The organism is Pseudomethylobacillus aquaticus, from assembly GCF_003730115.1.
GTDB lineage: Bacteria > Pseudomonadota > Gammaproteobacteria > Burkholderiales > Methylophilaceae > Pseudomethylobacillus > Pseudomethylobacillus aquaticus.
Genome location: NZ_RJVP01000002.1, coordinates 212,069 through 238,724, shown reverse-complemented (window position 1 = coordinate 238,724; position 26,656 = coordinate 212,069). Strand labels below are relative to the sequence as shown.

Sequence of the window (26,656 nt, the reverse complement as noted above, 5' to 3'; positions counted from 1 at the left end):
CCTATCGCAACGCTTGCCGCGCCGCGCAAGCGAAACAGGTGTGCGAGAATACCGCCATGCCGCGTTTGCTCTACACCTTGCTGATCTATGCCCTGCTGCCGCTGACGCCGCTCAAGCTGCTCTGGCGCGGGCTGCGCCAGCCCGAATACCGCCAGCACTGGGCGGAGCGCTATGGCTTTTACGGTCAGCCAGACCAGACTCCCCACTCATCGCAGCGCCCGCCCCTGATCTGGCTGCACTGCGTCTCGGTGGGCGAGACGCGTGCCGCAGCGCCTCTCATCGCGCTGTTGCAGCAACGCTACCCGCAACACCAGATTTTGCTCACCCATGCCACACCGACCGGCCGCGAGGCGGGTGAACAGCTGTTCGGCGAACGCGTACTGCGTTGTTACCTGCCTTATGACACACCGGGCGCGGTGCGGCGCTTTCTCAACCACTTCCGTCCGCAGTTCGGCCTCATCATGGAGACTGAGCTGTGGTTCAATCTGATCGCCGCCTGCAAGGCACACAACACCCCATTGCTGCTGGTGAACGCCAGGCTGTCGGCGCGCTCGGCGCGCGGTTACGGCAAGTTGGCAAGGCTGACCGCGCAGGGCCTGCAAAGCCTGCACGCCATTGCGGCACAAAGCGAAGCCGATGCGGCGCGTCTGCATGCGCTGGGTGCCTGCAGGGTGACCGTGACTGGCAACCTGAAATTCGATGTGACGCCGCCCGCCGATGCGGAGGCCAGCGGCCAGGCATTACGCAAGCGGATAGGCGCTGACCGGCCAGTGTTCCTGGCTGCCAGCACGCGTGAAGGTGAGGAATCCCTGATCCTCGATGCCATTGCCGAAGCCAATATCGCGCAGTTGTTGACGGTGATCGTGCCGCGTCACCCGCAGCGTTTCGATGAAGTGGCCAGCCTGCTGCAGGCCCGTGGTGTACGGTATGCGCGCCGTTCCGGGCTGGGTGACGCGCTATTGCCTAGAGAGACTCAGGTACTGCTCGGTGACAGCATGGGCGAAATGTTCACTTATTATGGCGCCTGCGACCTGACCCTGATCGGTGGCAGCCTCTTGCCCTACGGCAGTCAGAACCTCATCGAGGCCTGCGCCATGGGCAAGCCGGTGCTGATCGGCCCGCACAGCTACAACTTCGCCCAGGCCAGCGCACAGGCGCTGGAATGTGGTGCGGCGCAACAGGTGGACGGGGTGGAACAACTGGCACAGGCACTGCAACACCTGCTACTGCATCCGCTGCAGCGCGAGGCCATGGCGCAGGCGGGGCTAAAGTTCACGCAGGAAAACCGGGGCGCTACAGCGCGCGTTGTAGCGGTGATAGTCAACAGCCTGGCTGCTTCGCTGCACAGCGCCTGAACGGCTCAACCATGGAGCGCCGCAAGGAAGGGCGCGGCTCAACGATTTCGCGCCGCAAGGCACCAATCGCCTGACAGGCTCAGCGTAACAGCTTGCTGATCTGCTTGAACACATCGCCTTCGGCTTTGCCCAGCCACTCGAACACGATGGATTCACTATTGCTGATGATGACGCCAGCCTCGCGCAGCCGCGCCATTGCATTGGCATGATGGCGCGGGTCACGCGAGATGACGGCATCCTCGGCCACGAACACCTGTTTACCCAAGGCCTGCAAGCCCATGGCGGTCTGCAGCACACAGATGTGTGCCTCCATGCCGGCCAGCATCACCTGGGGCCGGTCGCTGTGCAGCTGGCGGCAGAAGGTAGGGGCGGCTGTGCAGGAGAACGCGGTCTTTTCGATGCGCGGCGCTGTGCCCAGCAGCTCCTGCAACATGGGCACGGTGGGGCCCAGGCCACGCGGGTATTGCTCGCTGCATAAGGCCGGCACTTCCAGCAGGCGCGCCGCCTGCAACAGCAGTGCACAGGCGTTCAGCGCTGTCTTTAACTGCGACTCCGGCATCACCGCCACCAGCCTGGTCTGCACATCAATGACCACCAACTGGCTCAAATGGGCTTGCGACAGGGCGCTGCTGCTCATGGCTTATCCTTTGGGCGTGTGCACATCGAGTTGCTGGTTGACGATAGCGAGGTCGTCCGGCGTGAGCAAGCCCACGGCGGCCTTGAGCCTGAGCGTGCTGAGCAGATAGCTGTAGCGTGACTGCAGCAGATCGCGCTTGGCGTTGAACAACTGCTGCTGCGCATTGAGCACATCCACGCTATTGCGCATGCCCACCTCGTAACCCAGGTTGGTTGATTCCAGCTGACTCTCGCTGGAAGTGAGCGCCTGCTCATAGGCCCTGATCTGGGCCACATCGCTCATCAACTGCAGGTAGGACTGGCGCGTTTCCAGCGCTGCCTGGCGACGCGCCGTCTCCACGTCGTCCTGCGCCTTCTGCTGATTGGCCACGGCCTGACGGGCACGCGAACTGATGGCACCGCCCTGATACAGCGGCACTTGCAACTGCAGGCCGATCACGGCGCTTTGCAGATCGCTACCGAAACCGTTGGCGCTGCCATTGGCGTAGGTATCGGTGTAGGCCCCCACCAGATCCAGCGTGGGCAGATGGCCGGCATTGGCACGGTCCACTTCCTGCTGGGCAAACAACAAAGCCTGCTGACGTATGGTGAGCGCCAGATTGTTCTGCTCGGCCAGCTCCACCCAAGGCTCGATCTTTTGCGGCTCAGGCAGTTGCGGCTGAAAGTCGCGGCGCGCACCAGCCAGCGCACTGGCAGGCTGACCGATGATGGCCTGCACGGCATGCCGGCTGGCCTGCAGCTGGTTCTCGGCAGCCAGTTGCTGGGCGGTGACAAGGTCGGCGCGCGCCTGCGCTTCGTTGACATCGGTGATGGCCACCGTGCCCACTTCAAAACTGGCCTTGGCCTGATCCAGCTGTCGCAGGATGGCCGTCTTCTGCGCCCCCAGTAATGACAGCCTGTCCTCGGCCAGCAGCACGTCGAAATACGCTTGTGCCACGCGCAGCATCAGGCTTTGTTCGGCCAGCAGCAGTTCGCGGTCAGCCTGCGCCACCTGGGTCAGCGCCTGCTGGTATTGCACGCTGTTCTGTTTGCGGAACAAGGGCTGGCTGATGTTGATGCCAAAACCGAACACCTCGAAGCTCTGGCGGCCTTCGGTACGGAACACCGAACCGGGACCGATATAACGGATATCGGTCTCGGAACGGTTGGCATTACTGGTGAAATTGACGGTGGGACGGGACAACGCCTTGCCCTGCTCGATCAACTCCTGTGCGGCGCGGTTGCCGCTACGCGCAGAAGCCAGTTGCGGGTCGCTGAGCAGCGCTTGCTGGTAAATATCCAGCAGCGTCTGGGGTGGGCCATCTGCTGCTGCCGGGCCTAACCACAGCGCCAGCAGCAGGGCGGTCAGCAGTGTGGGCAGAGCCCCGGACCGGGCAGATTCAGAACTGGAACTTCTCGGGCTGCGGGGCATGCGCGAGCATGGGCAAACAGGTTTCAAACAACACCTCACGCTTGATGTCAGTGGCATCGGACAACCGACGGAACAGGGTGGCATGCATGACAGGCACCTCGCCGATGACAGCAAACAGACGACCACCCGGCTTCAGGCTGGCTAGCGCCTGCGTTGGCGGCAAGGCCAGCGAACCAGTGTAGACAATGACATCGTAGGGCCCTTCCGCGTTCCACCCCTGGCTGGCATCACCGACACGCAGCTGCACATTGGGGTAAGCCTGCAAACGCTTGGCCGCCTGCTGGCTGAGTGCCGCATGCAGCTCCACACTCACCACCTCGCGTGCGGCACTGGCCAACAGGGCAGTCAGATAAGCGCTGCCGGTGCCGATCTCCAGCACACGGTCGTCCGCCTTGATCTGCAGCCCTTGCAGGATGCGGCCCTCGACCTTGGGCGACAGCATGGTCTGCCCGTAGCCCAGCGGGATCTCGATATCGGCAAAAGCCAGGCCTGCATACTGGGCCGGAACGAAGTCTTCGCGCGGGATGCGCTGCAATAGCGCCAGCACCACCGGGTCCAGCACGTCCCAGGGGCGGATCTGCTGCTCGATCATGTTGAAGCGTGCGGTTTCAGTTTGGATGTCGGTGTGCATGGGAGTGACCAGAACAAAGATTTAACTACGATTATAGCGTAAGCCCATGGCTACGTTGAGAACGTCTGCACGGCCTGTCAGCCGGCATCACACAGCCTGCAACATTGGGATGACTGCGCAAATTTTGCAGGCAAGCAGCCCTGCAAAATTTGTCCACACTCACGCTCAGCATCTTGAGCGTAGGCTTGATAAAAATTTCAAGCCATTGATTAAAAACACAATACATACACCCCACTACAAACCTGCATCTTTCCCAGACCTTATCTTGCTCTCGGGCACAGCGTTTGCGCCACCTGTCATGCCTGCAAACAAGCGCGGCAAGCCCGGGCTTATCGCTTGTTAAGGCGTAAGCCGCTGCTTGCTGGCGCTTCATTTTTACAACCTTGATCCGCTGTCTCACGATGCCGCTGTTAGGAACACCGATGTCTAGCTTTTTCTGGCGCACACTCAACCGTGCCGGCTTTTACGCACCCTTGCTGGCCATGTACCTGCTTACGTTACCTTTGCTCACGCTGTCCCGCGTCGGCCTGACCTTATGGCAATCCGACCGTGTGCTGGCCACGGGTGCCTGGGCCGACATCCTGCTGCAAGGCGTGCGTGTAGACCTCATTATGCTGGGGCTGATCAGCATCATCCCTCTGCTGCTGGCCCCGTTGTTTGCGGCGCGCCCTGGCTGGGTGTGGTGGCGCCGCTTCAGCCACTTCTGGGTACTGGCGGCCATCACGCTGCTGGTGTTCATGGAAGCGATCACACCCGGCTTCATAGCCGAATACGATACCCGCCCCAACCGCCTGTTCATTGAATATCTGCAATACCCGCATGAAGTGATCCCCATGCTGTGGAATGGCTTCCGTGTGCATGTGTTCGTCGGCCTGGGCGCACTGGCACTGACGCTGTGGCTGGTGATGGGCTACCTGCGCCCCTGGCTGCAGCAAGCGCGCCCGGCGACTACGGGCAAGCACTGGCTGGCTTTGCCGCTGGTGGTTCTGCTGGTGGCGTTCTCGGTACGCTCCACCACCGACCACCGCCCTGCCAACCCGGCCATGTTCGCCATCACCACGGACAGCATGGTGAACACGCTGATCCTGAATTCCAGCTGGTCGGTGGCGCATGCCATCTACAACCTCAGGCACGAGAACAAATCCAGCGAGATCTACGGCGAGATGACCCAGACCCAAGCCATGGACCAGATCCGCGCCAGCCGATCATATCTGCGCGATCAACGGCCACTGATAGGCGATGCCAACCTGCCCACGCTGACGCAGCAGACCGCCAGCGTCCAACGCGATAAACCGCTCAACCTGGTCATCATCCTGCAGGAAAGCCTGGGGGCGACCTTTGTGGAGTCGCTGGGCGGTGTGCCGGTCACGCCAGAGCTGGAAAAGCTCAAGGCCGAAGGCTGGTGGTTCGAGAACCTGTATGCCACCGGCACGCGCTCGGTGCGCGGCATCGAGGCGGTGGTGACCGGCTTTCCACCCACACCTGCGCAAAGCGTGGTCAAGCTGTCCAAATCCCAGGACAACTTTTTCACGCTGGCCAGTCTGCTCAAGACCAAAGGCTACCTGACCGAATTCATCTACGGCGGCGAGGCGCATTTTGACAATATGCGCACCTTTTTCATCAACAACGATTTCGATCAGGTGGTGGATGAAAAAGACTACGTGAACCCAGTGTTCATGGGCAGCTGGGGGGTGTCGGATGAAGACCTGTTCAACAAGACCCATGAACAACTCCTGAAACACCATGACAGCGGCCAGCCGTTCTTCAGCCTGGTGTTCACTTCCAGCAACCATTCGCCGTTCGAGTTCCCGGATGGCCGCATCAGCCTGTACGAGCAACCCAAAGCCACCGACAACAATGCGGTGAAATATGCCGACTACGCCATGGGCCAGTTCTTCAAACAGGCCAAGGACAGCCCGTATTGGAAAGACACCGTATTTCTGGTGGTGGCCGACCACGACATCCGCGTACGTGGCGATGACCTGGTGCCGATCAAACACTTCCATATCCCCGGGCTCATCCTGGGCGCGGATATCCAGCCACGCGTGCTGAAGACCGTGGCCAGCCAGATCGACCTGCCCACCACGCTGATCTCGCTGATGGGCATCGACGCCGTACACCCCATGCTGGGCCGCGACCTCAGTAGCGAGCCGGACGGCCTGCCCGGACGCGCCATGATGCAATATGAGCAGAACTACGCCTGGATGGAAGGTGACAAGGTGGTCGTGCTGAGGCCGGGCAAGCCAGCAAGCTACGGTCACTATGACCGTGACCGCAAGACCCTGCTGACAGCACCTATGCCCGACTCCAGCCGCAATATCCAGCAAATGGCCATGAGCAAACGCGCGCTGGGCCACGTGCTGCTGCCCTCCATCCTGTACCGCGAACAGGACTATCACCTGCCGATGTGAGCCTGCATTCGCTTGATTAAAGAACCGTTTTAGCGTAACTTCCAGCCATTGCTAGGGGTCTGTATGCAGCTGCATGCAGTGAGAAATACCCTTCGAACCTGATGCGGGTGATGCCGCCGTAGGGAAGCACATCGCTTCCCTACGAATTTGAGTGAGAAGCACATCGCTTCCCTACCAGATTAAACGGGAAGCACATTGCTTCCCTGCCAATTTGAGTGAGAAGCACATCGCTTCCCTACCGGATTACAAAGGGAAGCACATCGCTTCCCCATCAGGTCAAAAAGGAAGCACTAGGCTTCCCTACTAAATCACAATGGCGGGAAGCAACTGGCTGCTTCTCTGCACAATTCCATCCTTGAGGAGCCGCCTGATGAATGCCACTGACAAGAATCTCCATTCCCAGTTTTTAAATGAAACCGCTGAGGTGGACGCTGGTGCCACCCAGCCGTTTGCCAAATCACGCAAGATCTATGTTGAAGGTTCGCGCCCGGATATCCGTGTACCATTCCGCGAGATCTCGCTGTCCGACACGCCATCCGTGTTCGGTGCAGGCAAAAGCGAGCCTAACCCGCCTGTCGTCGTTTACGACACCTCCGGCCCGTACACCGACCCTGACGTGAAGATTGACATCCGTGATGGCCTGCCTGCCCTGCGTGCCGGCTGGATCATGGAACGCGGCGACGTTGAACAACTGGACGGCCCCAGCTCCGAATTCGGTAACGAGCGTCTGAATGACCCGGCCTTGTCCAAGATGCGTTTCAACCTGCATCGCAAGCCACTGCGTGCCAAACCCGGCATGAACGTGAGCCAGATGCACTATGCGCGCAAAGGCATCATCACGCCGGAGATGGAATTCATCGCCATCCGCGAGAACCAGCGCCGCGAGAACATGAGCGCGCTGCTGCAAACCCAGCATCCGGGTCAGCACTTTGGCGCCAGCATCCCCAAGGTGATCACGCCTGAGTTCGTGCGTGACGAAGTGGCGCGCGGCCGGGCCATCATCCCGCTGAACATCAACCACCCGGAGATCGAGCCGATGATCATCGGCCGCAACTTCCTGGTGAAGATCAACGCCAATATCGGCAACTCCGCACTGGGCTCCTCCATCTCCGAAGAAGTCGAGAAGATGGTGTGGGGCACCCGTTGGGGCGGCGACACCGTGATGGACTTGTCCACCGGCAAGAACATCCACGAAACGCGCGAATGGATCATCCGCAATTCCCCCGTGCCTATCGGTACCGTGCCTATCTATCAGGCGCTGGAAAAGGTCAACGGCAAGGCCGAAGACCTGACCTGGGAGATCTTCCGCGATACGCTGATCGAGCAGGCGGAACAAGGTGTGGACTACTTCACCATCCACGCTGGTGTGCGCCTCGCCTACATCCCGATGACTGCCAAGCGCATGACCGGCATCGTCAGCCGCGGTGGTTCCATCATGGCCAAATGGTGTCTGGCCCACCACAAGGAAAGCTTCCTGTACGAGCACTTCGAAGACATCTGCGAGATCATGAAGCAGTACGACGTGTCGTTCTCCCTGGGTGATGGCCTGCGCCCCGGCTCCATCTACGACGCCAACGACGAAGCACAATTCGCTGAATTAAAGACGCTGGGCGAACTGACCCAGATCGCCTGGAAGCACGACGTACAGTGCATGATCGAAGGCCCTGGCCACGTGCCCATGCATCTCATCAAGGAGAACATGGATTTGCAACTGGAGCACTGTGGTGAAGCCCCGTTCTACACCCTGGGGCCATTGACCACCGACATCGCGCCTGGCTATGACCACATCACCTCCGGCATCGGCGCCGCGATGATAGGCTGGTATGGCTGCGCCATGCTGTGCTACGTAACGCCCAAGGAACATCTGGGCTTGCCGGACAAGGAAGACGTGCGCGTCGGCATCATCACCTACAAGATCGCTGCGCACGCCGCCGACCTGGCCAAGGGTCACCCGGGTGCGCAGATCCGCGACAACGCGCTCTCCAAAGCCCGCTTCGAATTCCGTTGGGAAGACCAGTTCAATCTGGGCCTGGATCCTGAGAAGGCCAAGGAATTCCATGACGAGACCCTGCCTCAGGAAGGTGCCAAGCAGGCGCACTTCTGCTCCATGTGCGGTCCGCACTTCTGTTCCATGAAGATCTCGCAGGATGTGCGTGATTACGCGGCAGAACAAGGCATAGACGAGACAGAGGCCTTGCAAAGAGGCATGCAGGAAAAAGCGATTGAGTTCGTGAAGAAGGGCGCGGAGGTTTACAGCAAGGTTTAGTTCGAACGTCCACTTTCGATAAAACAGCCAGCATCGCTGGCTGTTTTATTTTGTAATTACCGAGTTGCGGCGTATCCATTCAGCAAACGCCTCCTCGCTGATTTCTCCAGCAGCAACATCCATCATCACCAATACACAGTTCACGTCACTGGCCGTTAACTCCCAGCCATTCAGATCAAGAAACAATTCGCACGCCACAAACGCCGTAAGCTTATTTCCATCAATAAATGGATGATTGTTTGCGATGCCATAACCATAGGATGCAGCAAGTTGAGCCGCATCCGGAGTGCCGTACAAACTCAGATTTTTTGGTCTGGCGAGTGCAGATTCCAGCATATTCTTATCGCGTATACCCGACCGGCCACCATGCTCTGAAAGCTGCCTGTCATGAATAGTTAAAGCGAGCAACTCACTGACCCAGTGCCAATCTACATCCGTCATTTAGCCAGCTCTCGCAGCACGTTACGGCGCTTACGCATGATTTTTTCTGCTGCCTTTAGTTCTTTTTCAAACTCTGAATCATGCGGGATCAGGTTGAATCCATCGGGGCTTTCGCTAACGATCAACTCGTCACCTTTTTCCAGCTTGAATTTACCCAGTAACTCTTTGGGCAGGATCACGCCCAGCGAATTACCGATCTGTGTCAGTTTTAGTGTGGTCATGTCTGGCTTTCCAATAAAGTTATAACAATAGTTATAATACTCGTGAAGTTATTTGCTGAAAATAAGAAATTCGCGGTTAGCGGGGATGCGCTGTAAAATGAAGCCATTCAAGAAAGTACGCCGTGACCACACTCAAACTCCCTGGAAAATCAGCGCCTGCTGACAGCGCCACCCACAAGCCGGTACGTCGCGGCGACCCGGCAAAACGTTCGCGCCTGACACCACCCGTCAAAGCAACCGCCCCGGTGCCCGGTGCCGCCCCTGCTGCCAAGCCACGCGCCACCGAACAAAGCCGCCCGGCACGTACCCGTGATGCCGAGCCGCGCCCATATTCAGCAAGACAGCCGAAATCGGCCACACCGGACAGTCGCCAGGCACCGGCGCGCGGTATCCAGATCGATGGCAACAAACGCAACACGGAGACACGCGACCGGCAGTCGCGTGGCAATCCAGAGCGCCAGCAATCAGAGCGCCAGCAATCAGAGCGCCGCCAGCCAGAACCTGGCCGTGATGAGCGCAGCCCGTTCCAGCGTCGTGCCGCACAAGCGCATGCAAAAGACCCGGCACAAGGCCGCGATACGCCACGCCGTGGCGGCAAGGCACGTGACGGTTTCGAGCAGGGCAGCTTCAATCAGGACCGGGCCAGTAACCCCATGTTCGCGCCCAAGCCGGTTGCCAGCCAGCCCGACCTGCCACGTCTTTCCAAGCGCATGGCCGAGCTGGGTTTATGCTCGCGCCGGGAAGCCGATGAGTGGATCGTCAATGGCTGGGTAAAAGTGGACGGTGCCGTGGTGGACACGCTGGGTACCCGCATCAGTCCGGATGCCAACATCGAAGTGAGCAAACAGGCGCAACAACATCAATCCGAGATCGTCACCATCCTGCTCAACAAGCCGGTGGGCTATGTGTCGGGTCAGGCGGAAGACGGCTACGAGCCTGCCATCGTGCTGATACACCCGGATAACCAATGGGAAGAAGATCCGGTCGACAAGGTGTTCCAGCGCGGCTTCCTCAAAGGCCTGGCGCCCGCCGGGCGGCTGGATATCGATTCCACCGGCCTGCTGGTACTGACGCAGGATGGGCGTGTGGCGCGCCAGCTGATCGGTGAAGACTCCACCACCGAAAAAGAATATCTGGTCCGTGTCGAGGGCGAGCTGTCCGAACAGGGCATGCGCAAGCTCAATCACGGCCTGTCGCTGGACGGCGTGGAGCTCAAGCCCGCCAAGGTGTCCTGGCAGAATGAAGACCAGCTGCGCTTTGTGTTGCGTGAAGGCCGCAAGCGTCAGATCCGCCGCATGTGCGAACTGGTCGGTCTGCACGTGGTGGGCCTGAAGCGGGTGCGCATCGGCAGCGTGACCTTGGGCAAGCTGCCCCCAGGCCAATGGCGCTACCTGCGCCAGGGCGAACGATTTTGATCATGAAAGTAGCGAGATGGGCATACTCGATAGCATCGCCAGCTCCGTGGCGCGTCAGGTCAGCGACGATCCGGCCAAGCAGGCGCAGATCCTGCTGGGCTGGAAACTGCTGCGCGATTACGGCGGCGTAGACGGCCTGCTGGAACGTTTCCGCAGCAGCGGCTTCAGCGCGCAGGTGGATTCCTGGCTGGCAGTGGGTGACAACATCGCATTGAAACCGGAAGACATCCGCACGGTGTTCGGCGCAGAGGGCGTGACCAAGATGGCCAGCGAGTTCGAACTGCCGGAAAGCCAGGTCATGAGCCGCATGGCCAAACACCTGCCTTTGGTCATCGACAAACTGTCGCCGGATGGCAAGCTGCCGGGCAATCAGGCTGCCATGCTGATGCAGGGCCTGCGCCTGTTCAAAAGCTGATCCACTCAAGAAGCCAATCAAGAAAGCCGCATGGACCTCCTGTTATTGCTCAAAGCCCTGATCCTGGGGCTGGTGGAAGGCGCAACCGAATTCCTGCCGGTCAGCAGCACCGGTCACCTTATCATCGTTGGCGATCTCATCGGTTTCAACGATGAGAACAGCAAGGTGTTCAAGATCGTGATCCAGCTGGGCGCCATCCTCGCCATCTGCTGGGAATACCGCGCACGCCTCGGTAACGTGGCCACCCGGCTGGGCAGCGATCTGGGAGCACAGCGCTTCGCCCTGCACGTGGCGCTGGCTTTCCTGCCTGCAGCCCTGCTCGGGCTGGCCTTCCATGACCTGATCAAGGTCTATCTGTTTTCACCCGTGACCGTGGCCGTGGCACTGATCCTGGGCGGCCTGGTCATCCTCGCCGTGGAACGCAGCGCTGCCAACCCGCAGGGGGTGATCCGCATGCGCACCGCCAGTGTGGAGCACATGACGGCAAAACAGGCGCTGCAGATCGGCTGTTTCCAGGCATTGTCGCTGGTGCCCGGCGTGTCACGCGCAGGCGCGACCATCCTGGGTGGCATGGCCTCCGGCCTGTCGCGTCAGGCGGCGACCGAGTTCTCCTTCTTTGTCGCCATCCCCATCATGTGCGCCGCCACCGGCTATGACCTGCTGAAAAGCTGGCACCTGCTGGGCGCCGAGGATGTCGCCGCGATCGCGGTGGGCTTTATCACCGCATTTCTGGCCGCGCTGGTCGCGGTGAAGACCTTGCTGCGCTATGTGGCGCAGCATGATTTCCGTGTGTTCGCCTGGTATCGCATCGTATTTGGCCTACTGGTGTTGGCCTATTTCTGGGAATTTTGATGAAAAGTTATGATGAACTGGTGGCCACCCTGCTGCGTTTTGCCGAGCAGTCCAAACTGCAGCCACTGACGCTGGGTGAAGCACTGGACAGCCTGGACCGCACCGCCTTTGCCTTGATATCGCTGATCCTGGTATTGCCGTTCCTGCAACCGCTGCCGCTGGGGCCGATCACGGTGCTGGGCGGCATCACCTTCGCCACCCTGGGCTGGCAGATGTGGCGTGGGCATGAATCACCGCGCCTGCCGCAAAAGGTGCGCGCCATCAGCATGAACGAAAAGACCTGGTCGGTGCTGGCCTCGGTGAGTGTGCGCATCGTCAACTTCTGTCACCGCTTCACGCGTGAGCGCATGGTGCACCTGGTGGACGGTCGCAGAGGCCAGAAGATAGGGGCTTTCATCCTGATGGCGGCTGGCCTGCTGATGGCCATCCCGTTCGGCGTGTTACCGCTCAACAACCTGGTACCCGGCCTGGCCGTGCTGTTCTATGCGTTCGCGCACATGGAACGGGACGGCCTGATGATCATCATCGCATTTGGCTGGCTGGTGGTGACGGTTGTATATTTCTCATTGTTCTTTCTTGCACTGTACTATCTTGGTAACGAAGCGTTGCAATACTTCCAGTTCGGCAATTAAGCCAGGCGCTCATCCAGACCGCGCCATGACCCGGCTCTGTACGGGTCGCCCCCTGAAACGAGGTTGCTCATGAATAAATACGTCAAATACGCTCTGATCGCCGTCGCCAGCGTGGTGCTGGTGGTCGTGGCACTGGTCGCCGTGGTGGCTGTCACCTTCAACCCCAACGATTACAAGCCCATGATCGTGAAGCTGGTGCAGGACAAGAAGCAGCGCACGCTCAATATCGAAGGTGATATCAAACTGGCCTTCTGGCCCAAGATAGGTGCCGACCTCGGCAGGATCTCCATCTCCGAGCACAACAGCGACAAGCAGTTCGCCTCGGTCAACGGCCTCAAGGTGTCGCTGGCACTGCTGCCGCTGCTGGCCAAGCAACTGGTGGTGGACACCGTCTATGTGGACGGGGCACAGGCCAACATCGTGCGCAACGAAGATGGCAGCTTCAACTTTGATGACCTGCTCAGCAAAGAGGAAGAAGAGCCCTCCGAGCAGATCAAGTTCGATGTGGAAGGCATCGTGATCAGTGATTCGGCAGTGAGCTTCAAGGACCTGCAAGCCAAAGCGGAATACAGCATCAGCAAGTTCAACCTGAAGACCGGTGAAGTGGCACTGGCCAAACCGTTCGACCTGAGCACCAATTTCAGCGTAGCCGCCAGCCAGCCCAAGGTGCTGGCCGATGTGAAACTCAAGGGCAACTTCATGGCGGACCCGGAACAGCAACATTTCGTGGTGCAGGGCCTGGACGCGCTGGTGACCGGCGCTGTGGACGACATCCAGGATCTGCAAGTGAAACTGAGCGGCAATGTGGACGCCAAACCACAGGAGCTGGAATTCATCGTAGACCGCATCCAGCTGGCTGTTGCCGGCAAGCGTGATGGCGCCAGCATCAAGGCCGACCTGGACGCGCCACAACTGGTGATGCGCAAAGACCAGTTGCTGGGCAAGGAAGCGACGCTGAACCTCAGCCAGCAAAAGGATAAACAGTCGGTGACCGCCAAGGTGGTGCTGGCCGACATCGCCGGCACGCCAGCACAATTCACCAGTGGCGGCATCCGTGCGGAGGTGAACGCGGTGCAGGGCGAGGACACGGTACAGGCCAAGCTGACGCTGGCCGATGTGAAGGGCACCCAGACCACCCTGCAAAGCAGTGGCGTCAACGGCGAATTCACTGCCAAACAGGGCGCACGCAATGTGGCAGGCAAGTTCTCGGCACCGTTCAACGGCAATCTGGAACAACTGGTGTTCGACATTCCCAAGCTGGCCGGCACCCTCAACATCAAGGACCCGGCACTGCCCAAGGGCGCACTGGCGGGTGACTTTGCCGTGAAACTGCATGCCGATGTGAAACAGCAGCGTGCCGATACACAGTTCACGCTCAATGTGGACAGCACGCGTCTGCAAGGGGATGTGGACGTGGCCGGCTTTGCCACCCCCGCCATCAAGTTCAACCTGAATGCGGACAAGCTGGACCTCAACGCACTGCTGGGCAAGCCGAGCAAGACCGCGGCAGCCGCACCGGCCAAGGACAGCGGCCCGGCCAAAGCACCAGACTTGAGCGCGCTAAGCCAGTTGCAACTGGACGGCAAGGTCAACATGGGCAGCATCCTCTACGACCAGTACCGCATCAGCAACCTGGCGCTGGCGGTCAAGGCCGATGGCAGCAAGCTCAGCATCAACCCGATCAGCCTCAAGCTGGATGACTCGCAGATCAAGGGCATGCTGGCCATCAGCCAGTTCGCCAAGCCCTTGTACAGCTTCGACATCGAGATCGACAAGATCGATGCCAACCGTTATGTCAGCGCGGCACCAGCCGCTGCCGAGAGCAAGCCTGCTGCCAAGACGGCAGGCGACGACAAGCCACTGGACCTGAGCGCACTGAAGGCGCTGAACGCCAATGGCAGCCTGCGCATAGGCTCGCTCAAATATGGCGAGATCCAGTCTTCCAACATCCGCATCGACCTCAAGGCAGATGGCGAAAAACTCAGCCTGAACCCGCTGGCCGCCAAAGTGGATGACAGCCAGATCAACGCCAACCTTGGCATCACGCGCTACGCCAACCCGGTGTTCAATTTCAATGTGAACATCGACAAGCTGGACGCTGACCGTTACATCACCAAAGACAGCTCCGCCCCGGCCAAAACGGCAAAACCTGCCGCCAAGACCGCAGAAGACACGCCTATCGATCTGAGCGCGCTAAAAAAGTTTAATGCCAGCGGCGAAGCCAATATCGGCGCGCTCAAGCTGGCGAATGTGAAGACCAGCAATGTCAAAGTGGGCCTCAATGCCGCAGACGGTGTGGTGAATGTGTCACCGTTCGCCGCCAATCTGTACCAGGGCTCCATGGCGGGCAACCTCAAGGTGGATGCACGCAGCACGCCGGTGATCAGCTTCAAGCAGGACATGCAAGGTATCACCATCGGGCCCTTGCTGGCAGATGCCATCAATAACGACATGCTGGACGGCAAAGGCAGCCTCAAGCTGGATGTCAGCACCCAGGGCGCCAGCGTCAACGCGCTCAAGCAGGCACTGAATGGCACTGCCGCGCTGAACCTGGCCGATGGCGCCGTGAAGGGCATCGACATCGCTGGCACACTGCGCGGGGTGAAGAACAAGCTCAACGTGCTCAAGGGGCAGGACACGCTGGGTGCAGACCAGAGCAAGAAAACCGATTTCAGCGAAATGAAGGCCAGCTTCAACATCAAGAACGGCGTGGCGCATAACGACGATCTGAGCATGAAGGCGCCGCTGTTCCGTATCACCGGTGCAGGCGATATCGACATAGGCAAGGAAACCATCAACTACCTGGCCAAGCCTACCGTGGTGTCCTCGCTCAAAGGGCAGGGCGGCGATGATCTCGCGGCGCTGAACGGGCTCACCATCCCGGTCAAGCTCACCGGTACCTTCTCAGCACCCAAGTACGGCATGGATTTCGCCGCCGTGGGTAGCGCTTTTGCCAAGAGCCAGCTGATCGACAAGGTCGGTGGGGACAAAGCAGAGGCCGTCAAAGGCCTGCTGGGTGGCAGCAAGGAAGACGCACTGAAATCATTGATCGGTGGCAAGAAGGCCGCACCGGCAGCTGCGCCTGCAGGCACGGAGTCTGGCACGCCAGCACCTACCGAAGCCGCCCCCGCAGAACCTGCACCGGCCCCTGCCACACCGGAAGATCAGGTAAAAAAGAAGCTCAACAACATCCTGGGCTTCTAGTCTGCTGCGTTCAGAGAACCACTAAAGCCCGATATGCAAGTGCTGACCTCGCTACCGGTCGACCTACCACGACCGGTAGCTGATGGCGCTTGTGACCACCTGCCCGGCATGCGCTTACCGGAAGTGGCACTTAATTCTACACAGGGCGGCCTGGTCGCCTTGGCCAGCCTGCCGGAGCGGCTGCTCGTTTACTGTTACCCCATGACCGGCCAGCCCGGCGTGCCACTGCCGGACGGCTGGGACCAGATCCCGGGCGCGCGTGGCTGCACCCCGCAAAGTTGCGCCTTGCGCGACCATCATGCCGAACTGCAAGCCCTGCATATCCAGGTGTTCGGCCTGAGCACCCAGACGACGGCATATCAAGCGGAAGCCGCGACGCGTTTGCACCTGCCATTCGCTTTGCTCAGTGATGCTGATCTGGCTTTCAGTCAGGCGCTGCGCCTGCCCATGCTGGAAGTGAAGGGCATGCAACTGATCCGCAGGCTGACGCTGATCGTGGATGAGGGCGTCATCAGCAAGGTGTTCTACCCGGTGTTTCCACCGGACCAGCATGCGCAAGTGGTGCTGGACTGGCTTAACACGGCACCCTGAACAGGACAGCGACAGACTCACTCAAAGCGCCAGTTTGAGCTGGTCTTTTTTGCCCGGCTTGCGTCTGCGCTTGCTCTGTATCAAATCCACGTTCATTTCACCGTTCAGTGTGGACGCATAGTGCCGCTCTATCATCTCAACGGAGGTGCGTGCGTTGCGTGCCAGGGTCAGCACATCGATGCCCTCGCCATACAATAGACGGAAGGTGATGGCGGTATGGCGCAGGCTGTACAGGCTGCGCCCGATGCCGTGCGGGCCCTGTTTGATGTCGACCTCTTCCATCAGCCAGTTGAACAAAAAGCCCATCACCCGCAGTGCATAGACACGGTTGGTGAATTGCGGCAAAAACACATAATCGTCAGGCGAGCCAAAGCCACGTGCTTTCGCATCGCGCTGCAAACGTCTGTAGATGCCCACCGCGCAACGCATGGTGACGATGGGCTTGTCGTGTTTTTTGGTCTCGGGCAATGACAATCTGAGGTAGGTGTTCTCGCGTTCCACGATCTCGACATGTTTGTGCTGCATCAACCTCAAGTCACTTGGACGCACAAAACTGTTGACCATGAAGCCGATCAACCAGCGCATCTCGCTGGTGATCACCAGATAATCCTCGTCTATGCCCTCGGTGCGCAAGTTGATGTAATGCGCGCGCTGTTTGAAACTCACCCCGCGCATGCGCCAGGACATCTTGAGCAGCTGGTGATACTCGGGCAAGGTGAAACCACCACGCGAGGTACGCTTGGCTTCAACCGTAGGAAATTGCGGCAGCGCATCGATAAAGCGCATGGAATGTGCATATTTAAGCACTTTGCGCACGATCACCAGGTACTGGCCTATGGAGACGCCACCCAGTTTTTCTTCATTGAGCAGATTCACGAACGCTTGCAGGCTGTCGATCTGGATATTGCCGATCTGCATGTCCTTGAAGAAAGGCAGGACAAATTTTTCGATGCGGTAGTGCGTGATTCTGAGTGCTTTCTCGGCCAGCTCGCCTCGATTGACGCGTGACTGCTCGTTGTGCAGCATCTTGGGCAGCAGATTGCCAAATGTCATGCTGTTATCGTTGATGAGTTTTTCAACGTTCTGAACTGCAGGATTGGCAAGGGCCACGGGCGTGGCGCGCTTCTCTGCCAGAGCTGCCAGCAAGGCCTCATAGACTTGCGGATCCAGCAGGTAAAACGCCGTGGTATTGCGCGAGATCACCGCAACCGGGTTCATCCCAGCGTCATGTTTGACTTTGGACGGGTTGCGCGTCAGCTCAGACATTTTGACGCAATACCCAGCGCACATTTGTTCCAAGGCGGTCAGATCCACGTTTTACCCCGAAGAGCAGAGGCAAAAGCGCTCTGTGACTCCAGGGTTGGTCGTCAGAAATTTACTTTGCTTACAAAATTTTAGGCAAAGAAATGGATTCCTCTGTTTTGCTGAGGGGGAGAAGACGGTGACCACCTCGTGGACACCGTTAAAGCTGGCTTGCTTGTAAGGGCACCTACCCAGGCAGGTGCCCTTACTGCAGGGTTTAACGCTTTAGAAGAACAGGATGGCACCCAGGGAGATGTTGTCCTCTTCTACACTACGTGCTGGACCGTTGTCGGTCTCCGATTTGGTGCGCACATACTCGGCAACCAGGTTCAGGCTCTTGGTGAGTGGGTGGTAAGCACCAAATACCCAGGAGCTGTTCTTGGAAACCAGGTTGGTGTTGGCATCGACCGCATTGGCATCCAGGTTGGATTCACCATAGCTGACAGCCAGCTTGGTACCAATGCCTGGCAGCTTGTAGGCTGCTTGCAGGTAACCACCGTCGGAATCACGCTTTCTGCCGTTGGCATCATGCGACAGCACCAGGAAGCCGGTCGTACCAGCACCACGGCCATCGTAGTAGTAAGCCAGCAGTTCAATGCCGGAGAATGCGATCTTGCCGCCGATATCGACGATGGTGGCACGGTAGTCCTGCACACCGTTCAACTGGGTGTTGATGCCGTCCACTTCCTGCGTCCAGAAGCTGGACCAGACCTTGCCGGTCACGTCACCGGTAAACTCATAACCCACCTTGCCCTGGAAACCAGGCGAGCTGTAATCGCCCTGAACACCAGAAAACGCATCGGTACCGGAAGCGGTGGTCTGATACGGCTCAACCGCAGCGACAGCAAAGCTGAAACCGTTCCAGTTTGGCGAGGTATACGAAACTTGTGCCACCCAGTCAGCATACAGATAGCCGATACCGATACGGCCCAGCGAGGTGCCAGAGCTGGTGGCACCACGCGCACCACCCTGGTTGGAACCGGTTCTGTAGTTGCCACCGGCAAAACTGGAACCGGTACCCAGCAAGGTCACATCCGACAGAATCGCGTCTGCGCCGAACAGGCCCAGATCACGACCCAGCTTGATGCTACCCCAGCTGCTATCCCCCACGGTCAGGAAGGTCTGACGGTTTTCCTGGTCGGTGGTACGCAACGCGCCTGCCGTTGAAGTGCCTGGCTGCAGGCTGATGGTAAAGCCGATGTCCAGATCGTTCTGGCGGGTTTTACCGGAAACGCTCAGGAATGCGGGCAACAAGCCGGTACGGACATTGCTGATATCAGCGTTCTGGCCGGGGACAGATTCGTCCACATTACAAGCCAAACCGCCCACGATGCCAGGACCTGTTTTATTGTCGCATTTGGTGAAGTTGTAGTAAGTGTTGACGTTACCGCATCCCCGTTTCAAGGCCGAAATAGAGAAAATTCAATGCGGTGACACCAGCATCGGCAAAGCCATTTATCATGCTGGAATGTCAGAATTCGCTACCGCTCTGATCGCCTGGCAGAAACAGTCCGGTCGTCACGATCTGCCCTGGCAGAATACCCATGACCCCTACGCCATCTGGGTGTCCGAGATCATGCTGCAGCAGACCCAGGTCAGCGCCGTGATCAGCTATTACGCCCGCTTCATGCAGCGCTTTCCGGATATCGCCAGCCTGGCGGCAGCGGATCAGGATAGCGTGTTGCAACACTGGAGCGGCCTGGGCTATTACTCACGTGCGCGCAACCTGCATAAAGCTGCGCAGCGCATCGTGGCCGAGCATGGCGGCGTGTTCCCGCAGCAACTGGAAGCCATTGTGGACCTGCCGGGTATAGGCCGCTCCACCGCCGCCGCTGTGGCGGCTTTTGCCTTCGGTCAGCGTCAGGCCATACTGGATGGCAATGTCAAACGCGTGCTGGCACGCCATGCGCTGATCGAGGGATGGCCGGGCCTGCCCAGAGTGGAAAAGCAGTTATGGGCCTTGGCAGAATCCCTGCTGCCCGCACACGATATCCATGCCTACACGCAAGGCTTGATGGATCTGGGTGCCACCCTGTGCACACGCAGCAAACCACGCTGCGATGACTGTCCAGTGCGCGCCGACTGTGGGGCACGGCTGCATCAGCGCACGGCCGAACTGCCTCACAGCAAACCGCGCAAGACCTTGCCGCAACGCGACATCACCATGCTGTTGCTGTTGGATGACGGCCGCATCCTGCTCGAGAAACGTGCGGATAGCGGTATCTGGGGCGGCTTGTGGAGCCTGCCGGAACTGGCCTGTGGTCAGGCTGTGCTGGCCCATGTGCAGCAGCGCTTCGGCATATCAGGTGAGCTGCTCGCACCCATGCCGGAACTGCAACACACGTTCTCGCACTTCAGGCTCAACATCCAGCCGCAACCCGTGCAGATCCGCCGCCCCGGCTTGATTGCCGCCGAGCCTGGCATCGTGTGGTTGCCGCTACAGCAGGCGCTGGAGGCAGCACTGCCTACCCCGATACGCACGCTGCTGCTTCAACATCTGGCCAGCGACCCGGCATCTGATGGCCGCTAGTCCCCGCAACACTTGTCTTAACCTGCAGTTATTGCAGGGTCGCAGCAAGGCACAGATACACGGCGTTTATTGAATATTCTTTTATTATCAATGCACTGATTGCCATGTGATCAATCTTTCCCGTCGTGTGCCTGCAGGCACACGACTTGCCAATAGGGTACTTGTCTCCTTAACGACAAGTAGCCCAATTGAAACTCGCCAAACTGTATACCCCGCAACACCGCTTGATCATGCTGGTCGCCTTGTTCCTGATGGCAACGGCCAACCTTAGTTTTCTGCATCGTTTGCTGGACGACTACCCTGCAGGACTGCAACATATCCTGTTCACCGGCTCGGTAGCGGCGCTGTTCACGCTGGCGACCATGTGGCTACTCATGCTGTTCTGCTTTGGTCGTGGCACGCGCTGGGTACTGGCGCTGGTACTGGTGCTGGCCTCTGTACTGGCTTATTTCATGGACCATTATGGTGTGGTGGTCGATCAAGTCATGCTGGTCAACCTGCTACAGACCGACTGGCGCGAAGCCAGTGACCTTTACAGTCTGAAGCTGTTGACTCATGTCGCAATCACCGGCCTGTTACCAGCCTGGCTATTGCTTCGCAAGCCTGTACACATTGAACGCTTCAAGACCGAGGCTATCTCCAGGCTGTTCAGCCTGGCCACTGTCAGCCTGCTGATTCTTGCCTGCGTATTGCCTTTTACTGCGTCTTACGCCAGCTTCGCACGCGAACATAAAGAGGTGCGCTATTACGTCAACCCGGGCTATTTCGCCTATTCCGTCATCAAGCTGGCCAGCACCAGCATGGAATCCGCGAAATCCGCCACACTGACCAGAACGGCCAGTGATGCACGCCATGTCGGCACACATGACAAACATGAGCTGATCATCATGGTAGTAGGGGAAACCGCGCGTGCCGATCATTTCGCGCTGAATGGCTACCCGCGCAACACCAATCCTCGTTTGATTAAACAACAGGTAGTGAGTTTGAAGCGGGTGAGCTCTTGCGGCACCTCGACAGCTATCTCGGTACCCTGCATGTTCTCGGCATTGTCGAGAGCTGGCTTCCAGAGTGGCGAGCAAGCAGCTCGTCATGAGAATGTACTGGATGTACTGAAGCGCACCGGCGTCGATGTATTGTGGCGCGACAACAATTCCGACTCCAAAGGCGTTGCCACTCGGGTCAAGTATGAAGATTTCCGTCACGCCAATACCAACCCGGTATGCGACCCCGAGTGCCGCGATATCGGCATGCTGGCGGGGCTGCCTGCACACATCGAGCAGCATCAGGACCAGGACATGCTGATCGTGCTGCACCAGATGGGCAGTCATGGGCCGGCGTATTACAAACGTTATCCGGCAGACTTCGAGCAGTTCAAGCCTGCCTGCCAGAGCAGCAATCTGGCGGACTGTTCATCCGAAGAGATCGTGAACGCCTATGACAATACCTTGCTTTACACAGACTATTTTCTGGCTGAAGTGATCGATCTGCTCAAACAATATGACGGTCGCTTTGAAACAGCGATGCTCTATGTGAGCGATCATGGTGAATCTCTGGGCGAGCATGGTGTTTACCTGCATGGGGCACCTTACCTGTTTGCCCCGACTGCGCAAACACACGTGCCCGCCGTAGTTTGGATGGGTAGCAGCTTCGATTACTCGTCCAGTCAGTTCAAACCTCTTGAGAACATCGCCCTCAGCCACGATGACCTGACTTGCAGCCTGCTGATCGGTTACGAGATCGACAGCAGCTTATGCCGCGACCGACTCGCGGTATTCAGTCAGTACCTGAACCGCTACACGGCCATGGCACTGACCGGCACTTCAAGCAAAGCTGTGCAGCAGCAATAATAGCGCGGCAAGTACAGCAAGCAGCGCAAATCCGCCCTCGATCAGACCCTGTCCCAGTTTGCCAGCCAGTGCATGGCCCAGCACCAGGCCAGTCACCGCCCCAATACTGAATGTGAGAGCCAATTGCTCATCCAGCTGACCACCGATCAGGCTGGCCGTGACGATGCTGGTGGAGACCAGCGCGATCACGGTGAGCGTGGTGGCCACCACGGAACGCATCCCCAACGGCGAGATGCGCTGCAGCGCAGGCACTAGTACAAAGCCGCCGCCCACCCCGACCAGCCCGGACATGAAGCCAGCCAGGCCACCGGACAGCAGTACCGAACGCGAGCAGCGACTGGTCCAGACGAACCGCCCCGTGTCCTCACCCAAGGTGCAGGGCAGACTGTTATCCAGCGCGACCTCGTGACGGTCACGCACTGTTTTATAAGCCACATACACCAGCACCAGTGCAAACACTGCCGCCAGCAGACGCTGATCCAGTCTATGGCTCAGCCACACACCTAGCGGAGCGACCAGAACACCGGCCAGCGCCATCAGCAGCGCGGCGCGGTAGCGCACCAGACCGGCACGCAAGCCCATGACGGCGGCAAGCCAGGCAGCCAGCGCCACGCCCAGCAACGCAATGGGCACCGCTGCTGTGATGCTGATCCCCAGGCCAAACACCAGCAGCGGCACGGCCAGCATGCCGCCACCTGCGCCTGTCATGCCCATGGGAAGTCCGACCAGCACGCCCAGCGCGATCACCAGCCACATGGGTTTGCGCCTGCGTGCTGCTTATCTGGCAGCGACACGTCGATACAGCTCATACAGGCCCATGCCGGCCAGCATGGCCACAAAGATGATCCAAGGCTGCTCGGCACCTGTAGCCAGTGAGGCAACGATGGGGCCGGGACAATACCCGGCCAGGCCCCAGCCTATGCCGAACAATAAAGCGCCGGTCAGCAAAGGCTTATCCACTTTGCTGCTGGCAGGCAGCTGCATGGGCTCGCCCAAGCAGGTTTGCTGGCGACCACGCGCCAGCCGGAAGGCGGGGAAGGCCACCAGAATGGCACCGGCCATGACCAGCGCCAGAGACGGGTCCCAGGCACCGGTCACATCCAGAAATCCGATCACCTTGGCTGGGTTGGTCATACCGGAAACGATGAGGCCGATGCCAAACAGCAGGCCGGCGATGAAGGCAGTGATTAATGTGTTCATGTGAGCTCCCTATCACCAGTGACGCAGCAGGGCTACGGTCAGCATGCCCGCCAGCATGAAGGTCATGGTGGCCAGTAAGGAACGCAAGGAAAGACGACTCAGCCCGCAGATGCCATGACCACTGGTACAACCAGCTCCCAGACGGCTACCGAACCCCACCAGCAGGCCGGCCAGGATCAAGGTCGCGCCCGAGGCGCTCACCAGGGCTTCCGGCAAAGGGCTGACCAGACCATACAGCACAGGCGACGCCACCAGACCCGCGAGGAAGACCAGCCGCCAGGGGTGGTCACGCCCCGGCGCTTTCAACAGATTGCCGAGGATGCCACTGATACCAGCGATACGGCCGTTGAATAGTAGCAACAGGGCGGTGGCGAGGCCGATCAGCATGCCGCCAGCCAGCGCGCTCCAGGGGGTGAATTGAGACCAGGCGATCATCACGACTCCTTGTTGGATTGACAGAATTGGGTATACAGCAGCTGCATGATCTGCAAAGCTTCCGGACGGACGATGCGGTAATACACCTGCTTGCCGTCGCGACGCGTGTCCACCAGCAGTTCCTTGCGCAGCACCGTCAGTTGTTGTGACAAGGTAGGCTGGCGTATGCCGGTGTGCTGTTCCAGCTCACTCACGCAGCGCTCGCCCTGACTGAGCTGACACAGCAGCAACAAGCGCTGCGGATTGGCCAGCGCCTTGAGGAACTGACTGGCCTGGCTGGCATTGGCGTGCATGGCGCTGTAATCCAGCATGCTAGGCTCCGTGGTGGTCGCTGACATCATCTGCACTTGATATACATTATATAAAATAATATTATGTTATTTAATAAAACGTTGCAAGCATGATGTGGAGCACACGATGATCTTCAGGCAATTGTTCGACCCTTTGTCCAGCACCTATACCTACCTGTTGGCCTGCGAGCAAACTGGGCAGGCCATGCTCATCGACCCGGTGATCGCCACACTGGAGCGCGATCTGGCCGAACTGGACAAGCTGGGGTTGAAGCTGGCCTACAGCGTGGACACACACATCCATGCCGACCACATCACCAGTGCGCTACAACTGAAACAGCGCACGGGTAGCAAGATCGCCAACCCGGCCATCGACCGCCTGCCCTGTGCCGATGTCTGGCTGGAAGAAGGCACGCCGCTGCAATTGGGCAGCGTGCGGCTGGATCCTCTGCACACGCCCGGCCACACCGATGGACATTTCGCCTACCTGGCTGGCGATAGACTGTTCAGTGGGGACGCCTTGCTCATCGACGGCTGTGGACGCACCGATTTTCAGAACGGGTGCTCAGAAGCGCTCTATCACAGCGTGCACACCAAACTGTTCAGCCTGCCGGACGAGGTGCTGGTCTACCCCGGCCATGACTATCAGCAACGCTTCGTATCCAGCATCGCCCAGGAAAAACAGCGCAATCCACGCCTGGGTGGCGGCAAGTCGCTGCAGGAATTCGTGACCATCATGGACCAGCTCAAGCTGCCCTATCCCAAGTTCATCGACTACGCCGTGCCGGGCAACCGCGCCTGCGGGGTGTGCCCGACCGACTTGCCTGCACATCTGGAAGACTACTGCGGGCAGAGCAGTGACAGCATCCAGGGCTGAGCTAAAGTCCGGCACAATAAAAAAGCCCGCTGCGTTACAGCGGGCTTTTTACATGCGCAGCTCAGTCAATCGCTGCTGCGTATGACCTACTGGAAGCTTAGATATCGCCCCAGGATTCGTCCCACATGCAGTGCTTGATCTTGTGGCGGTTGGCGATCAGCTCATCAATGGAAGGCTCGTCGTTGAGGGCACGCTTGATCGCCAGCTTGGTGGCTTCGTAGTTGTTCTTGTACATGTCGGCCTTGTCCAGCTTGCCTTCTTTTTCCAGCGCGATACAGCCCGGATCGATCCACACCAGGCTGATGATGCACAGCTCGTTGACCTGGTCCTTGGGGATGATGCCTTCGATGACACAGTCCACGATCGCATCGGCCGTTGCCGCCTGCACCACACCGCCGAACAGACCCACGTCGGTGCTGCCCTTCAGGGTGACCTTGGGCACCATCATCGCCGCCGGGCGCACCAGCTGGTTGATGTCACGCACCACGAACATGGCGGTGTGACCCTTGTTTTGCGCCATCATGTTGGCAAAGGAAGCACCCACAGGGCCGTCCACGCTACCAATGAGGATCTCCGGCATGGCCGCAGTTACGTCCTTGCCTTCGCTGAAAACAGTGGCTTCACCAGCCTTGAATACGATCTTTGACATGAGTGTTCCTTAAGAGGGGAGTGAATTGAGCTAAAAATCCGTGTGCGCATTGTATCCAAAGCCAGTCTGCATGGCAAACCTGGTTTGACGCTTATCAATATAAATCAATCGCTTATATCAAGCAGCATGGTCTGGTGCGGGATGCCGGCATCGTCATAGACCTCGCTGGACACGACAAAACCGAAACGCGCGTAGAAAGGGATGGCGTGCACCTGAGCCGACAGACTCAATTGCCGCAGTCCGTGGTCACGACAGTAGCTGATGGCCGCCTGCAACAAGGCACTGCCTATACCCTGCCCACGCCAGGCTGGCAACACGGCCATACGGCCTATGCTGCCGCCCGGCAGCACGCGCGCGCAGCCGACCGCACACTGCTCGCTCACCAAGGCCAGCAAATGGGTGCAATCGGCATCGATCGCCTCCCACTCCAGTACTTCCGGCACCGCTTGCTCGTCGATGAACACCTTGCGGCGTATGGCCTCCAACGCGGCCTGAGCCTCCGCCCAGCGCACGATTTGTATGCGGAATGGACGACCACTCGCACGAGCGGGCTGCTCACGGTTACAATAGCGCGTCATTTACTCAGTTGGATAGGATCTGAACGTCATGAACAAATTGCTCACTGTTGTTGCCCGCCTGCTACTGGCACAATTGTTTTTGGTACACGTCTGCATTCTGCTCGCACAAATCATGAGCCACCCTGCTGGCTATGAACAGTATCAGATCCTGCTCGGTCAGTATGGCCTGCCCGGCATCTTCGCACCGCTCACCATCCTGATCCAGTTGCTGTTCGGCGTGCTGCTGCTGATCGGCTACAAGACCAAACTGGCGGCTTATGTACTGGCAGGCTATGCCGTGTTCATCGCAGTGGCACTGAAACTGGCTGACCCCATCGTGTTCATGCAATATCTGGCGATCGCAGGCGGCATGCTGGCACTGGCGCTGAATCCGGTCACGGCGTTGAGCATAGACAGCTGTGTATGCAGAAAGAAAGCCTGATGACGATCCACACCAAGGCATAGCCCTGATGATGACAACAGCCTGC

At 59.0% G+C, this 26,656-nt stretch carries 26 protein-coding genes and 1 riboswitch; of the genes, 13 read left to right on the top strand and 13 right to left on the bottom strand.

The window, feature by feature from the left end; translation table 11 throughout:
• The first annotated feature begins 56 nt into the window (after nucleotides 1-56).
• A complete protein-coding gene (gene waaA, locus ED236_RS04750) occupies nucleotides 57-1,355 on the top strand; it encodes a lipid IV(A) 3-deoxy-D-manno-octulosonic acid transferase (RefSeq protein WP_123237114.1) in 1,299 nt (432 codons plus the stop codon).
• A 79-nt stretch (nucleotides 1,356-1,434) separates the two neighbouring features.
• Here the strand turns inward: waaA and ED236_RS04745 are convergent, their stop codons facing one another.
• Genes ED236_RS04745 through ED236_RS04735 form a run of 3 tightly spaced genes read right to left on the bottom strand, consistent with a single transcriptional unit; the run spans nucleotide 1,435 to nucleotide 4,033 of the window.
• Nucleotides 1,435-1,992, bottom strand: coding sequence for an isochorismatase family protein (locus ED236_RS04745; RefSeq protein ID WP_123236814.1), 558 nt, complete (start codon nucleotides 1,990-1,992; stop codon nucleotides 1,435-1,437).
• Between the two features lie 3 nt (nucleotides 1,993-1,995).
• On the bottom strand, nucleotides 1,996-3,402 hold the full coding sequence (locus ED236_RS04740) for a TolC family outer membrane protein (protein WP_123236813.1): 1,407 nt from the start codon (nucleotides 3,400-3,402) through the stop codon (nucleotides 1,996-1,998).
• The gene (locus ED236_RS04735) at nucleotides 3,371-4,033 is read right to left on the bottom strand and encodes a protein-L-isoaspartate O-methyltransferase family protein (protein ID WP_123236812.1); all 663 of its coding nucleotides are present in this window, start codon (nucleotides 4,031-4,033) and stop codon (nucleotides 3,371-3,373) included. The genes ED236_RS04740 and ED236_RS04735 overlap by 32 nt, the downstream gene beginning before the upstream one ends.
• Nucleotides 4,034-4,455: 422 nt before the next feature.
• Between ED236_RS04735 and ED236_RS04730 the strand changes: the two genes are divergently transcribed.
• Nucleotides 4,456-6,444 (top strand): LTA synthase family protein, encoded by a 1,989-nt coding sequence (locus ED236_RS04730; RefSeq protein ID WP_240032037.1) that lies wholly within the window; start codon nucleotides 4,456-4,458, stop codon nucleotides 6,442-6,444.
• Between the two features lie 43 nt (nucleotides 6,445-6,487).
• A riboswitch (TPP riboswitch) is annotated at nucleotides 6,488-6,586 on the top strand.
• 228 nt (nucleotides 6,587-6,814) lie between these two features.
• Complete coding sequence (thiC, locus tag ED236_RS04725) at nucleotides 6,815-8,710, top strand: phosphomethylpyrimidine synthase ThiC (RefSeq protein WP_123236811.1); 1,896 nt, start codon at nucleotides 6,815-6,817, stop codon at nucleotides 8,708-8,710.
• A 45-nt stretch (nucleotides 8,711-8,755) separates the two neighbouring features.
• Here thiC and ED236_RS04720 read toward each other — a convergent pair whose 3' ends face one another.
• Nucleotides 8,756-9,151, bottom strand: a complete 396-nt coding sequence (locus ED236_RS04720) for a type II toxin-antitoxin system death-on-curing family toxin (protein ID WP_123236810.1) — start codon at nucleotides 9,149-9,151, stop codon at nucleotides 8,756-8,758.
• Entirely contained in the window at nucleotides 9,148-9,372 is a 225-nt protein-coding gene (locus ED236_RS04715; RefSeq protein ID WP_123236809.1) for an AbrB/MazE/SpoVT family DNA-binding domain-containing protein, read from the bottom strand. The genes ED236_RS04720 and ED236_RS04715 overlap by 4 nt, the downstream gene beginning before the upstream one ends.
• Before the next feature lie 122 nt (nucleotides 9,373-9,494).
• Between ED236_RS04715 and ED236_RS04710 the strand changes: the two genes are divergently transcribed.
• The 6 genes from ED236_RS04710 (at nucleotide 9,495) to ED236_RS04685 (ending at nucleotide 16,481) form a co-directional block, all read left to right on the top strand.
• Nucleotides 9,495-10,787: a pseudouridine synthase gene (locus ED236_RS04710; RefSeq protein WP_193726063.1), complete on the top strand. Its 1,293-nt coding sequence runs from the start codon at nucleotides 9,495-9,497 to the stop codon at nucleotides 10,785-10,787.
• A gap of 16 nt (nucleotides 10,788-10,803) precedes the next feature.
• Complete coding sequence (locus tag ED236_RS04705) at nucleotides 10,804-11,202, top strand: YidB family protein (RefSeq protein WP_123236808.1); 399 nt, start codon at nucleotides 10,804-10,806, stop codon at nucleotides 11,200-11,202.
• Between the two features lie 30 nt (nucleotides 11,203-11,232).
• Entirely contained in the window at nucleotides 11,233-12,054 is an 822-nt protein-coding gene (locus ED236_RS04700) for an undecaprenyl-diphosphate phosphatase (protein WP_123236807.1), read from the top strand.
• Nucleotides 12,054-12,686: an exopolysaccharide biosynthesis protein gene (locus ED236_RS04695; RefSeq protein ID WP_123236806.1), complete on the top strand. Its 633-nt coding sequence runs from the start codon at nucleotides 12,054-12,056 to the stop codon at nucleotides 12,684-12,686. Before ED236_RS04700 ends, ED236_RS04695 begins: the two co-directional genes overlap by 1 nt.
• Nucleotides 12,687-12,755: 69 nt before the next feature.
• Nucleotides 12,756-15,890 (top strand): AsmA family protein, encoded by a 3,135-nt coding sequence (locus ED236_RS04690; protein WP_123236805.1) that lies wholly within the window; start codon nucleotides 12,756-12,758, stop codon nucleotides 15,888-15,890.
• Between the two features lie 33 nt (nucleotides 15,891-15,923).
• A complete protein-coding gene (locus ED236_RS04685) occupies nucleotides 15,924-16,481 on the top strand; it encodes a peroxiredoxin (protein WP_123236804.1) in 558 nt (185 codons plus the stop codon).
• A 21-nt stretch (nucleotides 16,482-16,502) separates the two neighbouring features.
• Here ED236_RS04685 and ED236_RS04680 read toward each other — a convergent pair whose 3' ends face one another.
• Both ED236_RS04680 and ED236_RS04675 read right to left on the bottom strand, forming a co-directional pair.
• Nucleotides 16,503-17,747: a hypothetical protein gene (locus ED236_RS04680; protein ID WP_123236803.1), complete on the bottom strand. Its 1,245-nt coding sequence runs from the start codon at nucleotides 17,745-17,747 to the stop codon at nucleotides 16,503-16,505.
• Nucleotides 17,748-18,008: 261 nt separating this feature from the next.
• Nucleotides 18,009-19,091, bottom strand: a complete 1,083-nt coding sequence (locus tag ED236_RS04675; protein WP_148042247.1) for a porin — start codon at nucleotides 19,089-19,091, stop codon at nucleotides 18,009-18,011.
• A gap of 160 nt (nucleotides 19,092-19,251) precedes the next feature.
• Here ED236_RS04675 and mutY point away from each other — a divergent pair, with 160 nt between their 5' ends.
• Both mutY and ED236_RS04665 read left to right on the top strand, forming a co-directional pair.
• Nucleotides 19,252-20,313 (top strand): A/G-specific adenine glycosylase, encoded by a 1,062-nt coding sequence (mutY, locus tag ED236_RS04670; protein WP_123236801.1) that lies wholly within the window; start codon nucleotides 19,252-19,254, stop codon nucleotides 20,311-20,313.
• 188 nt (nucleotides 20,314-20,501) lie between these two features.
• The gene (locus ED236_RS04665; RefSeq protein WP_240032036.1) at nucleotides 20,502-22,160 is read left to right on the top strand and encodes a phosphoethanolamine transferase; all 1,659 of its coding nucleotides are present in this window, start codon (nucleotides 20,502-20,504) and stop codon (nucleotides 22,158-22,160) included.
• Here the strand turns inward: ED236_RS04665 and ED236_RS04660 are convergent.
• Genes ED236_RS04660 through ED236_RS04645 form a run of 4 tightly spaced genes read right to left on the bottom strand, consistent with a single transcriptional unit; the run spans nucleotide 22,134 to nucleotide 24,106 of the window.
• Complete coding sequence (locus ED236_RS04660) at nucleotides 22,134-22,916, bottom strand: sulfite exporter TauE/SafE family protein (protein WP_123236800.1); 783 nt, start codon at nucleotides 22,914-22,916, stop codon at nucleotides 22,134-22,136. The two genes, ED236_RS04665 and ED236_RS04660, sit on opposite strands and share 27 nt — an antisense overlap.
• Nucleotides 22,917-22,937: 21 nt before the next feature.
• Nucleotides 22,938-23,360 (bottom strand): YeeE/YedE family protein, encoded by a 423-nt coding sequence (locus ED236_RS04655; protein ID WP_123236799.1) that lies wholly within the window; start codon nucleotides 23,358-23,360, stop codon nucleotides 22,938-22,940.
• 12 nt (nucleotides 23,361-23,372) lie between these two features.
• Nucleotides 23,373-23,795 carry a YeeE/YedE family protein gene (locus ED236_RS04650; protein ID WP_123236798.1) on the bottom strand — a complete coding sequence of 141 codons (423 nt, stop codon included), beginning with the start codon at nucleotides 23,793-23,795 and terminating at the stop codon, nucleotides 23,373-23,375.
• Nucleotides 23,795-24,106, bottom strand: a complete 312-nt coding sequence (locus ED236_RS04645) for an ArsR/SmtB family transcription factor (protein WP_123237110.1) — start codon at nucleotides 24,104-24,106, stop codon at nucleotides 23,795-23,797. The genes ED236_RS04650 and ED236_RS04645 overlap by 1 nt, the downstream gene beginning before the upstream one ends.
• Before the next feature lie 106 nt (nucleotides 24,107-24,212).
• Between ED236_RS04645 and ED236_RS04640 the strand changes: the two genes are divergently transcribed.
• A complete protein-coding gene (locus tag ED236_RS04640) occupies nucleotides 24,213-24,962 on the top strand; it encodes an MBL fold metallo-hydrolase (protein ID WP_123236797.1) in 750 nt (249 codons plus the stop codon).
• Between the two features lie 97 nt (nucleotides 24,963-25,059).
• Here the strand turns inward: ED236_RS04640 and fae are convergent, their stop codons facing one another.
• A complete protein-coding gene (gene fae / locus ED236_RS04635) occupies nucleotides 25,060-25,611 on the bottom strand; it encodes a formaldehyde-activating enzyme (protein ID WP_123236796.1) in 552 nt (183 codons plus the stop codon).
• Between the two features lie 104 nt (nucleotides 25,612-25,715).
• Nucleotides 25,716-26,189 carry a GNAT family N-acetyltransferase gene (locus tag ED236_RS04630; RefSeq protein ID WP_123236795.1) on the bottom strand — a complete coding sequence of 158 codons (474 nt, stop codon included), beginning with the start codon at nucleotides 26,187-26,189 and terminating at the stop codon, nucleotides 25,716-25,718.
• Between the two features lie 28 nt (nucleotides 26,190-26,217).
• Between ED236_RS04630 and ED236_RS04625 the strand changes: the two genes are divergently transcribed.
• Nucleotides 26,218-26,610 carry a DoxX family protein gene (locus ED236_RS04625; protein WP_123236794.1) on the top strand — a complete coding sequence of 131 codons (393 nt, stop codon included), beginning with the start codon at nucleotides 26,218-26,220 and terminating at the stop codon, nucleotides 26,608-26,610.
• Nucleotides 26,611-26,656: the final 46 nt, after the last annotated feature.

Coding starts and splice junctions, on each gene's coding strand:
- ED236_RS04745 (WP_123236814.1), bottom strand. CDS start 1,992: ATGAGCAGCAGCGCCCTGTCGCAAGCCCATTTGAGCCAGTTGGTGGTC.
- thiC (WP_123236811.1), top strand. CDS start 6,815: ATGAATGCCACTGACAAGAATCTCCATTCCCAGTTTTTAAATGAAACC.
- ED236_RS04705 (WP_123236808.1), top strand. CDS start 10,804: ATGGGCATACTCGATAGCATCGCCAGCTCCGTGGCGCGTCAGGTCAGC.
- ED236_RS04685 (WP_123236804.1), top strand. CDS start 15,924: ATGCAAGTGCTGACCTCGCTACCGGTCGACCTACCACGACCGGTAGCT.
- fae (WP_123236796.1), bottom strand. CDS start 25,611: ATGTCAAAGATCGTATTCAAGGCTGGTGAAGCCACTGTTTTCAGCGAA.
- ED236_RS04645 (WP_123237110.1), bottom strand. CDS start 24,106: ATGCTGGATTACAGCGCCATGCACGCCAATGCCAGCCAGGCCAGTCAG.
- ED236_RS04660 (WP_123236800.1), bottom strand. CDS start 22,916: ATGTGGCTGGTGATCGCGCTGGGCGTGCTGGTCGGACTTCCCATGGGC.
- ED236_RS04730 (WP_240032037.1), top strand. CDS start 4,456: ATGTCTAGCTTTTTCTGGCGCACACTCAACCGTGCCGGCTTTTACGCA.
- ED236_RS04690 (WP_123236805.1), top strand. CDS start 12,756: ATGAATAAATACGTCAAATACGCTCTGATCGCCGTCGCCAGCGTGGTG.
- ED236_RS04655 (WP_123236799.1), bottom strand. CDS start 23,360: ATGAACACATTAATCACTGCCTTCATCGCCGGCCTGCTGTTTGGCATC.
- ED236_RS04680 (WP_123236803.1), bottom strand. CDS start 17,747: ATGTCTGAGCTGACGCGCAACCCGTCCAAAGTCAAACATGACGCTGGG.
- ED236_RS04630 (WP_123236795.1), bottom strand. CDS start 26,189: ATGACGCGCTATTGTAACCGTGAGCAGCCCGCTCGTGCGAGTGGTCGT.
- ED236_RS04735 (WP_123236812.1), bottom strand. CDS start 4,033: ATGCACACCGACATCCAAACTGAAACCGCACGCTTCAACATGATCGAG.
- ED236_RS04700 (WP_123236807.1), top strand. CDS start 11,233: ATGGACCTCCTGTTATTGCTCAAAGCCCTGATCCTGGGGCTGGTGGAA.
- ED236_RS04650 (WP_123236798.1), bottom strand. CDS start 23,795: ATGATCGCCTGGTCTCAATTCACCCCCTGGAGCGCGCTGGCTGGCGGC.
- ED236_RS04695 (WP_123236806.1), top strand. CDS start 12,054: ATGAAAAGTTATGATGAACTGGTGGCCACCCTGCTGCGTTTTGCCGAG.
- ED236_RS04715 (WP_123236809.1), bottom strand. CDS start 9,372: ATGACCACACTAAAACTGACACAGATCGGTAATTCGCTGGGCGTGATC.
- ED236_RS04640 (WP_123236797.1), top strand. CDS start 24,213: ATGATCTTCAGGCAATTGTTCGACCCTTTGTCCAGCACCTATACCTAC.
- ED236_RS04740 (WP_123236813.1), bottom strand. CDS start 3,402: ATGCCCCGCAGCCCGAGAAGTTCCAGTTCTGAATCTGCCCGGTCCGGG.
- ED236_RS04720 (WP_123236810.1), bottom strand. CDS start 9,151: ATGACGGATGTAGATTGGCACTGGGTCAGTGAGTTGCTCGCTTTAACT.
- waaA (WP_123237114.1), top strand. CDS start 57: ATGCCGCGTTTGCTCTACACCTTGCTGATCTATGCCCTGCTGCCGCTG.
- ED236_RS04625 (WP_123236794.1), top strand. CDS start 26,218: ATGAACAAATTGCTCACTGTTGTTGCCCGCCTGCTACTGGCACAATTG.
- mutY (WP_123236801.1), top strand. CDS start 19,252: ATGTCAGAATTCGCTACCGCTCTGATCGCCTGGCAGAAACAGTCCGGT.